The sequence below is a fragment of the Bacillus sp. 165 genome (genome assembly GCF_017742235.1).
GTDB lineage: Bacteria > Bacillota > Bacilli > Bacillales > Bacillaceae_G > JAGHKQ01.
This window is the reverse complement of record NZ_JAGHKQ010000002.1, coordinates 124,317-137,934: the sequence shown is the minus strand read 5'-3', so window position 1 is coordinate 137,934 and position 13,618 is coordinate 124,317. Positions and strand designations below refer to the sequence as shown.

Here is a 13,618-nt window from a genome sequence, read left to right as displayed (position 1 = left end):
GCTCACCCCAATAATCCTAAAAACCACTTCATAATAATGCCTGAACTCATAACAACAGCTACAATAAAGAATGTTTCCTTCATATTGCTTTTATATTGGCTTTTTTTTCCCGCAGAGTTCGTAAGACTATACATAACCCCCATAGCCATAATAGCCGCTGTCCCAATAGATGGAGCTACAATCATAAAAAAATTAATAATGCCGTTTGCCACATTTTTAACAATGACGGTCGGATCATCACTGGCAGCAAATACTGCAGCAGGCATCATCCCTATACAAAATAGGAATACTGCAACGTACAGATAACCTTGTTTCTTCATTCTTTCAGCTCCTTTCTAGAGGTATTTCGCTTATTGAGATATTCTTCAAGTATTCTTTTATCCCATGTTAAATAACGGTCATTTATACTGCAAAAAATATCCCATTGTTTATGCAAAACGGCAGAAAATTCGGCATTCAGCTTTTTGGTTTCCTTTAGACTCACGCCCCCCTCCCTCTTTATTAAAGAAAGCTTCTTTTCTTCAATGTATATCCAGTATGTCCCATAAAGACGACATATCTAGTACCATTTTTGTTCGTCAAATACCAGCATAGTCACTAAAAGAAATTTAAAAAAAGATACAATACCCATGCATTTTACAAATTTTATAACGTGATGACTTCACTCCTTGCTTATACTACAAAAAACATATTCCCCATTGTCTGCCTTTATATAGAAAAAACGCTGCCAAATTTCGGCAGCGCTCTCATACCTATCAGATTGATTACCATGATACTACAACAGCTCTTGTTTGATTATTTGTTCGGCGTAAGCAGACAGTTCTCGCGTGGAGTCCCATTTTCCTTCTTTTGTTTCAATCTTCGGATGAATTTTAATTTCCACTGTACCAGATTTCAGCATAAATTGCTGTTTTTCTAGTAATCTGGCGGTACCTTGAATAGTAACCGGCACAACACTTGCACCTGTTTCATGGGCAGGTCGAAAGCTCCCTGGCTTAAATGGTAGCTCCTTCTCTCCGTAGTTAATAGTTCCCTCAGGAAATATTAATACATCCTTACCAATTTGCAAATACTGCTTCATTCGTCTCACAACCTCAACTGAACTTCGTCTGTCTCCTCTTTTTAATGCAATATGACCAATTTCCTGAGTCCAGCTTCGAAAAACAGGGATCTTTTCAATTTCTTGCTTCATTACAAAATACGGAATACGATCAAGACATGCATAAAGAATAATAGGATCTAAATGACTTTCATGATTGGCGACCAGTAATACAGCTTCAGCAGGAAGATTGCTTTTACCTTCTACCTGCAGTCGTATCCCTCTAAGCTTTAGTATCTGCCTTACCAGCCTCTGCAATTTTTCATTTAATAGTTTCTCTTTATCCTCTTCTTTTTTTATCCTGTGCACATAAGGAATATGAAAAACAAACCAAATGAGAACATAAATAACAATCAATATAAGACGTATCAAGAAAATCCCTCATTTTGTGTTTTTTTTATAGTATTCAATTTAGAGCTTTTCTGATTTTATTTTTTATAAAGCCTTACCAGTATATTAGAAGAAGAAATAGTAAGTTTTCATTTGTAATATTCACAGTTAACGCTAGCATATATACTGAAAAGGATTCCTTGTCAAAGTAACACTTTTATGCTTACATAGAAGGAACATTTCTCATTGCATGAGATAATTATTAGGTGAAAGCAATATATTTGATAGTAAGCAAGTCATTATAACTCTCGCTATATAGGAGTGATGGTATATGAAAAAACAATCGGTTCTTTTAATAGCGATTATCGTTTTGATAGCAAGCGGCTGTCAAAATAAGAATACTGCTGCTCCAGACACCCAAGAAAAACCTCCAGTTAATGAAGAACAAAACACACCAGAGAAACCTCAAAACCCAGAACCAAAACAAGAAATGAAAGTAGTAGAAAACGAAGCTTTCAAGATTACAAGCCCTATTCCAGAACAAACAGTAGATGGAAGCTTTATTTTAGAAGGGCAAGCACGTGTCTTCGAGGCAAGTTTCCAGTACAGACTTGAAGATGGACACAACGTTTTGGCAGAAGGACATATTATGGCAGACGCAGGAGCACCTGAATGGGGTAACTTTAAAGTTGAAATTACTTACACGGGCGCCACAAGCCCTCACGCTGTTTTGACTATATTTGAAGGAAGTCCTAAAGACGGTTCTCCGCAGCATGAATTGCACATACCTCTAACAATACAAACATATGAATAAAAAACTGAGCACGGGAACATAATCCGTGCTCAGTTTTTTTAGGTAAGCATTATAGTCCTAACAAAACGAAGTAAAAAGCACCTTACTTTAAGCATTGTATTTCAAGACAGTGCCTCAAATGTCTACTTTTTGTGCGATTCTTCATCCCAAATATCCTCTTCTTCTGCAAATTCGGTGCCAAATGCCAGCTTCGGATTAAATGAATTTCCCTTTCGTTCTTCTGTCCGAATCGACGACAGGTCATCCTTTACATTCAAATGTACAAATACTTCCACTGCAGTAATGACAATCGCGGATATAATACTGCCCCATGCAATTTGCATATAGCTGTTTAACAGGATATTCCCAAAAATCCATACACTCATATACACTAAAAGAAAGTCAATTATGAGTGCGGCTCTGTTTCCTAATTGTGGTAAAATGATTCGATCTACTAACATATATGACACAACAGTAACAAGTAAACTAAAGGATAGAATATCCACAAACGTTGCCTCGAAGAACACATCCAAACCGATCGCGAAAGCAATCACACAAGAAATAAACTTGATTAACAATATAGCAGTTTGACTCATAATCCACATCTCCCTTTTCTACTTAGTGTGCTATAAAAAAGAAAATATTATACATCTGCCTCTCGAGAGCGCTTTAGGAGCAGCCACTTCCACTGTATTCGATATAAACAAGATAAAAACTACTATATTTTACATTAGATGACCTATCATCTTTTCCTATTTTTAACAAATATTTCAGAAAAAACTTTTAACTTCCTTTTTACTATTCCCTCAATATAATTAAGGATATATAGGTTTCAGGCACGATTCTAAATAGGGGGATGCTATGTACAGACTATTCGTTATTATTCTTGGTTCTATTCTAGTGGCTGTGGCCTACAATCTTTTTCTTATACCGCATCAAATATTAAGCAGCGGAATAAGCGGCATAGCAATTATGATTGGACTTATTACCCCTCTCAGTACCGGTCTCATGAACTTTTTGCTAAACCTTCCTCTTTTAATTTTAGGGGTCATGAAACTAGGCAAACGCTTTATCTTCTATACAATTTTATCCGTTACGACACTTTCAGTCAGCCTTGCTGTCATTCCTATAGAATCGATTTCAAATGAACCATTGCTATCATCGTTGTTCGGTGGAGTTCTGACAGGGGTTGGCATTGGTCTCATCTTCCGGGTTTCTGGTTCATCTGGAGGATTTGACATTATCGCTATGCTGTTAACAAAGAAAAAGGATTTTCCTTTGGGAGCATTAATTTCAGCAATGAACGGGGTAGTAGTGTTTATTTCCGGTTTTATTTTCACTTGGGATGCTGCACTCTATACACTTGTTTCTATTTATGTTACCGGTAAAGTGGTAGATTCTATTCACACAAAACATATTAAGCTGACGCTCACAATTATTACAAATAAAGGGGAAGAAATGAAACAAAAGCTTCTTTCCAATTTATATCGAGGCATCACCATGATGGATGGGCAAGGAGCTTACTCTGGTGAGAATCGGAAAATTTTAATGACAGTTATCACCCGATATCAATTAGCAGATGTAAAAGACTTGATTAATGAGGTGGACGCTAAAGCATTTGTTAACATTACCGAAACACAAGAAGTAATGGGACTCTTTCATCGGAATTGATATCATACCAAAACAAGCCTAACTTGCTTGCACAGTTAGGCTTGTTTTTTATCCGTATAAAGTTTATTCCGCATCTCGGGCATTAATGACCTCACCTCTTGTAATACCTCGAAGCTTTTCAAATGTGATGGGCAAAACGGATTGGGCGGTTCCTGCCGCTGTGTATACAACAGCGAACCTTTTCAATGATTCATCCAAAAAAACAGGCACATCAGTATGTAATGCAAAGGGACAAACACCGCCGATTTGAAATCCCGTTATATCTTTGACCTCCTCAGGCGTTGCTAGTTTCGGCTTTCCCCCGCCAAGCAGCCGTTTAACCTTTTTTGAATTGACCCTCACATCTCCAGCAGTTACAAATAAACCGAACCGTTTGTTCGATTTAAATAAAATCGTTTTAGCAATTTGCGCCCCTTCAATGCCAAGTGCTCTCGCGGCCTCCTCTACTGTGTTTGTTTGCTCTTGAAACTGGATCGGTTCCAAATTTTCATCAAACCTCTTTATATAGTTGCACACTCGCTGAAACGACATATACACTCTCTCCCATCCTTATGTAATTCAGCTAAAATAGCCCTCGAAGTTTGTGTTATCTTGTAATACTATTACTTTTTTACCATATTTATTTAACATTATTAATATTTCTTGTTTATTAACTTCTTCAAATCGTTTATTCCACTCAAACATCTTTCTAAATATGGTGAAGCTTGGTGTATAGTTAGCTTTTTCTATTCGCAGCTTCTGTAATATAAATCGTTTTATAATTCCATATTTCCTTTTCGAGGCACCTGTATTTAAAAACACTATGAGGTCAGCATGCTGAAAGCTGGAAGATACCCATTCATAGTGAACGCCCTCTACAATCCATTCATCAGAATTAAGGATATTTTGAAGAAGTGCATCTCTTTCTTCTTCACTGTTTCTGCTATCGCCATTTTTTGTCTTCTTCTATACAATGTTGTCTAATTCATAATACGGAATAAGCAATTTAGAGGACAGTATTCTTGCTAAGGTTGTTTACCGCTACCCATTGAACCAATAATATGTATTTTTTTGGAATATTATGCAATTGAATCCCTACTTTATCGAACTCGTCATACTACTATTTCTATACCCGTCTCGCCCATTCCTTTTTTATTTCAGGAAAGCAACTGTAGTCTAATTTGTTCAACATGCTGTATTTTTCTTATTTCTAACTCAAAGGTATATTTGTACTATGCAAAACGTAAAACATGCAATCCCGCAAAAGGATTGCATGTTTGTCCTGCTCTAATTTGTAATCTCCGCGACTTAACATCATGCTCTTACTTAAACCATGAGCCAACGATAGGATATTGAAACGGACGGTCGTTAGCCGCACGGATAATACCAATGATCGGAACGATTAAAGCCATCAAGCTAAACACTACAAGAAACGGCAGACCGATTAACACCCACGAGAAGAAAGCTGAAATACCAATCAATATACCTATAACAAAGTGGAATACGACTGCTTGCAAAGATAAGCTTTTTATGTCCCGATCCGAAATGAGAAGATAAACAATGAGAGGAGCCAGTACAGGCGCAAACCAAGTACTAGCGTGAATCAATATTTTAAGTCCCTTATGCTCCATTTACCCTATACTCCTTTGAACCACTTGGGTTCTTATATTTATAATAATATTTTACATCAAGACAGGTTATTTGGTAATTAGACTTAAGACTGATTTTTGACTACAATCTTTGTATGATTACTTACACCTCTTCTTGTTTACAGTACTCATGCGCACATTGTAAATACAGAATAAAGAAAACGAGACCATCTTCTCTAATAGTATTCTAACAATATTGTTTAACGTTATTAGAATGTTACCTGCTTCTTCTATTATGAACATACTCCTTTCTTATTCTTTATTACTGCCCTCCACTACTACAGAAAAATATTTACATATTTATCCGAACAATCAGAAAAAATAATTAATATTTACTTGTATCTTTTTTCTAAAAACCATGTTACAATAAAGTTAATTATTTTTGTTCGTTATATGATTGATAGAAGGAATATATAAACAATCGTCTTGAATGAGTATGGAGAGCAGGAATGGTAATACAATGTGGAATTATCCACACAGGAGGAATATTTATGTTACAAGGTAAAGTAAAATGGTTTAATGCAGAAAAAGGTTTCGGTTTCATTGAGGTAGAAGGTCAAGATGATATTTTTGTTCACTTCTCTGCTATTCAAGGCGACGGTTTCAAGTCATTAGAAGAAGGTCAAACAGTTACATTTGAAATTACTCAAGGTCCTCGTGGAGCACAAGCTGCTAACGTTCAAAAGTAACAAAAAAGGCTCCTATTCATTAGGGGCCTTTTTTTATTACCAGTTTCTCCTTTTAGAGTAATCAGCTAATAAAGGAATTTTTTGAAGATGCAGGAAAAATGACTAGTTTAGGTATACCTGAAACAACGAAAGCCCTGCCTCTCTTCCATCCTTACGGCTCCTTGACCGTGCCAGTGTGAATCAGGTTTATAAATCTAAATTGCTGCTAATATTAAAATATTTGGTGAAATATTGAATGTACGTAAAAAATCATAAACAAAAATGTATCAAACCAGACTGTAGAGGTAATAAAAGGGGATAATACTAGAGAGTTAAAGAAGTAAAATTGCACTGAAGTAATTCTCGTATCGCAATAACCCTAATGAAAACACAGTTAGACTGTTTCAAAAAACACAATGTAGTATCTAGCTTCCATTTTAACAGAAGCTTTTGATTTGATTTTCAGTAATTCCTTCAATTAAACCCAGTTCACTCATTAACATTTCCTGTGCATTGTTCAGCATTTTCTTTTCGCTTCCATTAAGCGCTTTTTCTCTTTCCATTCTCATTAAATCGCGCACCACTTCAGCACCATCTTGTATTTTACCTGTTTTTATTTTTTCTGTATTCATCTTATACCTTTGTTTCCATGAAAGTGACTTATCTGATTCTCCATATTGAAAAATGTGTAATACGTTTTTCAATGCACTTGGATCAATAACTGGACGTATACTCGAATTTGACATTTGATTTATAGGAATCATCACTTGCATATTATTGATTACCATCTTCACGACATAATATTGCTGTGTTTTTCCTAAAACCTCTTTTTCTTCTATCGCTTCAATTACACCTGCTCCATGCATTGGATAAACAATGTTATCGCCGATTTGAAACAAATAATCCACCTCCATATATGCTGACTTTTTAATGATATCACAGATTCTATTTTTTATCAAATTTATAATAATACCACGATGCCATTATCATCGTCAATACTTTTTGATTATTTAATTTATATCATCAATTTTCATACGATTGCTATGAAAACCGAATTAATTGCGCAAATATAGAATATAGCAAGATAACTTTGTCTTACATGCCAGCTTCTGCTGTTGACAGATATAAATAGAAATTATTTTAATTGAATATCTATATTAAATATTACCTTCTTAATAATATGTAGGATTTTAACTTAATTTACTTTTCAAACTCAAAAGCACCCATTATTTGGGTGCTCTAATCACTAAATTTTCGTTACAAAGTTCCTTAACCCTAAAATCTTTAGGTTGGAACTTAACTTTGCTCCAGTCTCTTTCACATTCTTCTTGTACTTTTGTTATCCAACTATTTAATGCCTCTTGAGAATCCTCTGCAGCTACGACTATTGTTTCAGTATTATACTCTATTAAATACAAACATTTAGCCATTTGGTCATTCCTCCCATCATTTACACTTCGACAGAAGAAAATAATACACCTTTATTTTAATCCAGAAGTATGCTTCTTATAATTTTTGTAAGTATTTTGCGAACTGATTACGCCAGCTCTCCGCCAGTTCTTCTACCGCCACAATTTGCAGCATCGCTTCCTTATTTGTTTTATCATGATACATAGTATGATTGGCAAATGAAAGAGAGATTCTCTCTGGATGGCGGCTAATCAGCTCCATCGTACAAGTTGGCTGCACGTTTCCTTCTTGTAATACGCGTGCATAATAACCGGAAAATCCAGTGTTTTGTATCATGACAGGAAATTCTTTTATATTATGCTTCTTCGCAATTTTAAAGCATGGCTGCCGGGGCTGGCTGACTTGTACTACAGCATCTCCTAGTTGAAACGTATCACCTATACATATATCCTCTTCCGTCATACCTTTTGTTGTCAGATTTTCCCCAAATGCACCATACTCCAATGGTATATTATATTTTTCAATCCAGTATGCATAATGCTCATAGGGATATACACACACCGCTTTATCTTCTCCGCCATGATGAACTAAATCAGCTTGCCCATCACCTTCAAAATTTAATTTTGACAAAAATAACACATCATCAACCGGCTTCTTATAAATGCCCGTTTCTATATCTTTCCCTCCATACTCTATTCTCACAGGCTTTCCTACATTCAATGAGAGGATTCTCATGCTTTCCTTCCTTTCATATATCTACCATTATAATCTATTTATACAAGGCCTACTCTATTAATTGTTTACTTTTTCTGCTTGCCAATAATAATGACTCAACGCTTCTGCCAATACATCAACAGTGTTATACAGCTCCTCTAACGTATTATCAACGCCGCCAATTTCAATTAGCATCGCATGGGGTGATAAATCTTGGTTATATACTCCGTTTCCTTGCTTATAATATTTCTTGAAAATCCCGCGGCTAATTCCGTAATACTTTTCCTCTAAATAGGAATTAATTGCTTTTGTAATCTCAATATTTTGTTCATATTGTTTATTTTCCATACCAACAATAAAATATAATCTTGCATACGACTTTCCATTAATAACTTTCGTTGTTTCCTTCTTCCGTCTGTCGTCCCGATGAATATCAATTAAATACGTTATATTTTTATCCTGAGCCATAGCTTCCTCAACGACTTCGCGTGAAGCATTATAAGATTTATACCAATCCCATCCTTTTTTCGACAAGTAATCCCCAATATTTGTTTTATCATGGTCTACGGGTATTCCCTGTGCTTCTAATCGCTTCTGAAGACGATCTCCTAATAAAGAGACATTTACCTTTGGACTAGAAGCTTGGTTTGGCTTAGTAGCTCCTGGTATTAATGGAAGAAACGACTCCCAGCTATGTGTGTGGTAAATAAGCACTGTATTCTTTCCAGTCGGCATTTGCGTCGGTGTCCCAGCCGGAGACTCTTTATCTGCCTCATTAACTTTATCTGTTGCTACTTGTCTATCTTTAACAATTTCGTCTAGCGGTACACTGGACTCATTCGGTATATTCGTATGATCCGTCCCTTCCCCTGCAACTAAAATCTCCGAATAATACTGAGACATGCCTGGAATCTCTTTTCCTATTAAGCTGCGAATATCATCTGTATGGATATCTGTAGCAATAGAAAATAATAGAGAACTTACAGTTTCCCGTTTATTATCTTTAAAAAACCCTTCTGAAAAGTAATGATTTTCCTGTTCCAAAGCATACATAAATCCTTTTATGGACAAATTGCCGAGCCATTGATTCACTTGGTAAGATTTTAGATTTTGCAAATAGGACGAAAATATGGTCGCTGAAAAGAAAAATAAAAAAACGCCAAGTGCCATAACGGGAACGATTCGATACAGCTTAATCGGTTGTATATAAATTTTATTTTTTTTCACTCTATCACCCTCTCTTGTCTATATATATGAGAAAGATAGAGTTAATAGACGAAAAAAAATGAAAACCAGCATCCTAGGATACTGGTTTTTCATTTCATCTTCTTCCCAACAAAAATTCCATAATAACATGCGCAGCAACGCGGCTCGTCATATCGCGAATATCAAGTGTTGGATCGATTTCGACAATATCCATCCCTTGCACAAGCGGCTCTTTTCCAAGACAATGCATAGCTTCTAGAAGCGTACTGCTGTCCATTCCGCCAGGTCCAATAGCAGGACATCCTGGTGCAAATGCTTGATCTAACACATCCATATCCACTGATATATAAATCGCGTCTACTTTTCCTCGTAATGACTCGATGCTTTCCGTTATTATATCACTTATGTTTCTAGTACGAACATCTCTCATCGTATACACGGTAACACCATGCTGCTTGGCATAATCATGATAGCCTTTTGCATTTGAAAAATTTCTGATGCCAATTTGGATTAAATGCTCGCCTTGTATCACACCATTTTCGATTAAGCTTCGAAATGGTGTGCCATTAGACGGGCCTCCATCCTCCAAATTCCGCAGGTCGTGATGAGCATCAAATTGAATCACACCAACTGTTCCTTTTGCTTTAGCGAATCCGCTGATAGAAGGAAAGCTCGTGGAATGGTCTCCTCCAAGAATAATAGGAAGCATATCATTGTGCCCCTTAGTTAAGGATTCCACCGTAGATGCAATACGAGCACGGCATTCTGTTAAATCGGTTACGTGCATTTCAATGTCACCGCAATCGTAAAGTAACGCATGCTTCATATCATATTCCTGCTCAATGGCATATGTAGAATATGCCCCGAGCATATTGCGAATGGCACCTGGCGCAAAGCAGGCACCAGAGTGACTAATCGATGGTTTTGAAAGCGGAACGCCGATAAGGGCCGGTCCGTTGATAACTTCTTTACCATCCCAGTTTTTTATAATTTCATTATATCGTGTAACCTCACGATCTTGAAACTTTGCCATTCCAGCTTTTTTTAGATAGTTTTGCATATTGCTTCTCCTCTTTGATACACAACTGTTCCATTTTTAATAACCGTGTTCACATGATTTACACCGTAATGATACGGAACATAGGCATAATTTAAAGCATCCCAAATTACGATATCCGCTTTTCGTCCTTCTTTAATTTTGCCAGCTTGCTCGCCTCTATTAATCGCATGAGCTGCGTTAATGGTCACAGCATTCCAAATTTCTTCCGGTGTCATTTTAAGTTTTAACATCGCTAAGCTCATAATCAATTGCAGATTTTCTGTCGGAGAGCTTCCAGGGTTAAAATCAGTCGCTAACGCAACAGGAGCACCTTCATCAATCATCTTACGCGCCCTAGCAAAGCTTTCTTTATTTAAATAAAATGTCGTTCCCGGTAAAATAACCGCTACCGTGTTTCCTTCTGCCAGCATGGAGATACCTTCATCAGATGCTCCTACAAGATGATCAGCAGATACTGCGCCAATAGATACAGCTGCTTCTGTTCCGCCAAGCGGATCAATCTCATCCGCATGAATTTTCACATCAAAGCCCATATTCATTGCATTTTGCAAAAACTCTTTTGATTCTTCTACTGTAAATACACCTGTTTCACAAAAAATATCAACAAACTCTGCCAGTTCTCTTTCTTTTATTTGCGGAAGTAAATCCAGCATGCTTTGTAAAAACTCTTTTCCTCTGCCTGCATATTCTTTCGGAACAGCATGCGCTCCTAAAAATGTTGATACAATATCCATTGGATGTTTGTCCTGTAAGGATTTTACAACCTCTAATTGCTTGAACTCCGTTTCTTCATCCAATCCATACCCGCTTTTTGCTTCCATTGTCGTTACGCCGTAGGAAAGCATACGATTTAAGTGAAATATCGCCTTTTTCTCCAGTTCTTCATGAGAAGCAGCTTTTGTGGATGAAACAGTTGAATGGATTCCGCCTCCATTTTTCAATATTTCTAAGTAAGGCACACCTTGGAGCTTTAATGAAATTTCATGCTCGCGTGAACCGCCAAACACTAAATGCGTATGAGGGTCAACTAGGCCCGGAGACACAAGACGCCCTTCACAATCTATGATTTCATTTGCATGCAAGCCTTTTGCCTCTTCTGTCGTACCGACAAAAGCAATCTTACCGTCCTTAATCCCTACTGCACCATTTGTAATTACAGGCAGCTCTTGCATCTCGCTCCCTTTTACTACTCCATTTCCATGATCCATCGTCAGCAATTGACCAATGTTTATTAGCAATGTATCGTACATTTCAGTTCCTCCTTAAGAAAAGCTGCCAGGTACCATTACCATGGCAGCTATAAAAATCTCAAATCTGTTATACTGCATCTTGCAAGAAATCATGCCTGAAGCCAGGCATGATTTGTCATTAGTCCATCATTGGGATATGAACGCCTTTTTCTTTTGCCGTTTGTACAGCTAAATCATAGCCTGCATCCACATGGCGAACTACACCCATACCAGGGTCAGAAGTCAAGACACGTTCTAAGCGCTTAGCCGCTTTTTCTGTTCCATCTGCAACAATAACCATTCCTGAGTGTAAAGAATATCCCATACCTACACCGCCGCCGTGGTGAAGAGATACCCAGCTTGCACCGTTAACACCGTTGATTAATGCGTTTAAAATTGGCCAGTCTGCCACTGCATCACTGCCATCCTTCATAGCTTCTGTTTCACGGTTAGGAGACGCAACAGATCCACAGTCCAGGTGGTCACGGCCGATAACGATCGGTGCAGACAGCTCTCCTTTTGCTACCATTTCATTAATAATGCGTCCAAATTTCGCGCGTTCACCGTACCCTAACCAGCAAATACGGGATGGTAACCCTTGGAACTCTACCTTTTCACGAGCCATCTTAATCCAATTGCATAAATGAGTATTATCAGCAAATTCACGTAAAATAACTTCATCTGTTTTATAAATATCCTCTGGATCACCGGATAATGCTACCCAGCGGAATGGTCCTTTTCCTTCACAGAACAGTGGACGAATAAACGCCGGTACAAATCCAGGGAAATCAAAAGCATTTTGTACACCTTCATCAAATGCAACTTGACGAATATTATTACCGTAATCGAAAGTGATAGCACCTCTCGTTTGCAGCTCAAGCATTGCTTCTACATGAACAGCCATGCTCTTTTTCGCAAGACGGATTAATTCGTCTGGATTATTTGTTCGCATCGCTTCCGCTTCTTCAAGCGTCATACCGATTGGCAAATATCCATGCAACGGATCATGTGCTGATGTTTGGTCAGTCAATAAATCCGGTGTAATTCCGCGTTTTACAAGCTCCGGCAGAATTTCAGCTGCATTGCCTAGCAATCCGATTGATAGCGGCTCTTGTTTCTCTTTATATTCCTGTGCAATCATCAATGCTTCGTCTAAAGATTCCGTAAGGATGTCACAATACTTTGTTTCTAATCTTCGTTCAATACGATGACGATCCACATCAATCGCAATCACTACACCGCCGTTCATTGTAACAGCAAGAGGCTGTGCTCCACCCATACCGCCAAGACCTGCAGTTACTGTTATCGTCCCTTTTAAAGAACCATTGAAATGCTGATTTGCAGCTTCCCCAAACGTTTCATACGTTCCTTGTAAGATTCCTTGCGTGCCGATATAAATCCAGCTTCCTGCTGTCATTTGACCGTACATCATTAAGCCTTTTTTCTCTAATTCACGGAAATGCTCCCATGTTGCCCACTTCGGAACAAGATTAGAGTTAGCAAGCAGCACACGCGGTGCATCTTCATGAGATTTAAATACTGCAACCGGCTTTCCAGATTGAACTAATAATGTTTCATCGTTTTCTAAGTTTTTTAATGTGTCTACAATCTTGGAAAAACTCTCCCAGTTGCGAGCTGCTTTACCAATACCGCCATACACTACTAATTCTTCCGGTTTTTCTGCAACTTCCGGATCTAGGTTGTTCATCAGCATGCGAAGCGCTGCTTCTTGAATCCAGCCCTTCGTATTCAATTCTGTTCCTCGTGGCGCACGAATAATTTTTTCTGTTTTTTCCATGGTTATTCTCTC

15 protein-coding genes are annotated in these 13,618 nt (G+C 37.6%); 3 read left to right on the top strand and 12 right to left on the bottom strand.

Going from position 1 to position 13,618, the window contains the following annotated elements; translation table 11 throughout:
* Positions 1 to 2: 2 nt before the first annotated feature.
* Together J7Q84_RS04545 and J7Q84_RS04540 are read right to left on the bottom strand one after the other, a co-directional pair.
* Entirely contained in the window at positions 3 to 320 is a 318-nt protein-coding gene (locus tag J7Q84_RS04545) for a hypothetical protein (RefSeq protein WP_209093255.1), read from the bottom strand.
* Between the two features lie 455 nt (positions 321 to 775).
* The gene (locus tag J7Q84_RS04540) at positions 776 to 1,471 is read right to left on the bottom strand and encodes a lysophospholipid acyltransferase family protein (RefSeq protein WP_209093254.1); all 696 of its coding nucleotides are present in this window, start codon (positions 1,469 to 1,471) and stop codon (positions 776 to 778) included.
* A 289-nt stretch (positions 1,472 to 1,760) separates the two neighbouring features.
* Between J7Q84_RS04540 and J7Q84_RS04535 the strand changes: the two genes are divergently transcribed.
* Positions 1,761 to 2,243, top strand: a complete 483-nt coding sequence (locus J7Q84_RS04535; RefSeq protein WP_209093253.1) for a Gmad2 immunoglobulin-like domain-containing protein — start codon at positions 1,761 to 1,763, stop codon at positions 2,241 to 2,243.
* 122 nt (positions 2,244 to 2,365) lie between these two features.
* Here the strand turns inward: J7Q84_RS04535 and J7Q84_RS04530 are convergent, their stop codons facing one another.
* Positions 2,366 to 2,818 carry a YndM family protein gene (locus tag J7Q84_RS04530; RefSeq protein WP_209093252.1) on the bottom strand — a complete coding sequence of 151 codons (453 nt, stop codon included), beginning with the start codon at positions 2,816 to 2,818 and terminating at the stop codon, positions 2,366 to 2,368.
* A 265-nt stretch (positions 2,819 to 3,083) separates the two neighbouring features.
* Here J7Q84_RS04530 and J7Q84_RS04525 point away from each other — a divergent pair, with 265 nt between their 5' ends.
* Entirely contained in the window at positions 3,084 to 3,893 is an 810-nt protein-coding gene (locus J7Q84_RS04525) for a YitT family protein (protein ID WP_209093251.1), read from the top strand.
* A gap of 63 nt (positions 3,894 to 3,956) precedes the next feature.
* On the opposite strand, the gene J7Q84_RS04520 is transcribed toward J7Q84_RS04525, so the two are convergent.
* Positions 3,957 to 4,424 carry a YbaK/EbsC family protein gene (locus tag J7Q84_RS04520; RefSeq protein ID WP_209093250.1) on the bottom strand — a complete coding sequence of 156 codons (468 nt, stop codon included), beginning with the start codon at positions 4,422 to 4,424 and terminating at the stop codon, positions 3,957 to 3,959.
* Positions 4,425 to 5,194: 770 nt separating this feature from the next.
* Positions 5,195 to 5,503, bottom strand: a complete 309-nt coding sequence (locus J7Q84_RS04515) for a DUF4870 domain-containing protein (RefSeq protein ID WP_209093249.1) — start codon at positions 5,501 to 5,503, stop codon at positions 5,195 to 5,197.
* 509 nt (positions 5,504 to 6,012) lie between these two features.
* Here J7Q84_RS04515 and J7Q84_RS04510 point away from each other — a divergent pair.
* Positions 6,013 to 6,210 carry a cold-shock protein gene (locus J7Q84_RS04510; protein ID WP_209093248.1) on the top strand — a complete coding sequence of 66 codons (198 nt, stop codon included), beginning with the start codon at positions 6,013 to 6,015 and terminating at the stop codon, positions 6,208 to 6,210.
* Positions 6,211 to 6,626: 416 nt separating this feature from the next.
* On the opposite strand, the gene J7Q84_RS04505 is transcribed toward J7Q84_RS04510, so the two are convergent.
* The 7 genes from J7Q84_RS04505 to hutU all read right to left on the bottom strand — a co-directional run bounded on the left by J7Q84_RS04505 (position 6,627) and on the right by hutU (position 13,606).
* Complete coding sequence (locus tag J7Q84_RS04505) at positions 6,627 to 7,103, bottom strand: CarD family transcriptional regulator (RefSeq protein ID WP_209093247.1); 477 nt, start codon at positions 7,101 to 7,103, stop codon at positions 6,627 to 6,629.
* A 312-nt stretch (positions 7,104 to 7,415) separates the two neighbouring features.
* Positions 7,416 to 7,619, bottom strand: a complete 204-nt coding sequence (locus J7Q84_RS04500) for a hypothetical protein (protein WP_209093246.1) — start codon at positions 7,617 to 7,619, stop codon at positions 7,416 to 7,418.
* A gap of 76 nt (positions 7,620 to 7,695) precedes the next feature.
* Positions 7,696 to 8,334 (bottom strand): MOSC domain-containing protein, encoded by a 639-nt coding sequence (locus J7Q84_RS04495; protein WP_209093245.1) that lies wholly within the window; start codon positions 8,332 to 8,334, stop codon positions 7,696 to 7,698.
* A gap of 57 nt (positions 8,335 to 8,391) precedes the next feature.
* A complete protein-coding gene (gene spoIIP, locus J7Q84_RS04490; RefSeq protein ID WP_209093336.1) occupies positions 8,392 to 9,483 on the bottom strand; it encodes a stage II sporulation protein P in 1,092 nt (363 codons plus the stop codon).
* Between the two features lie 151 nt (positions 9,484 to 9,634).
* Positions 9,635 to 10,579: a formimidoylglutamase gene (gene hutG, locus J7Q84_RS04485; protein ID WP_209093244.1), complete on the bottom strand. Its 945-nt coding sequence runs from the start codon at positions 10,577 to 10,579 to the stop codon at positions 9,635 to 9,637.
* The gene (gene hutI, locus J7Q84_RS04480) at positions 10,564 to 11,829 is read right to left on the bottom strand and encodes an imidazolonepropionase (protein ID WP_209093243.1); all 1,266 of its coding nucleotides are present in this window, start codon (positions 11,827 to 11,829) and stop codon (positions 10,564 to 10,566) included. The genes hutG and hutI overlap by 16 nt, the downstream gene beginning before the upstream one ends.
* A gap of 118 nt (positions 11,830 to 11,947) precedes the next feature.
* Positions 11,948 to 13,606 carry a urocanate hydratase gene (gene hutU, locus J7Q84_RS04475; protein ID WP_209093242.1) on the bottom strand — a complete coding sequence of 553 codons (1,659 nt, stop codon included), beginning with the start codon at positions 13,604 to 13,606 and terminating at the stop codon, positions 11,948 to 11,950.
* Positions 13,607 to 13,618 lie beyond the last annotated feature (12 nt).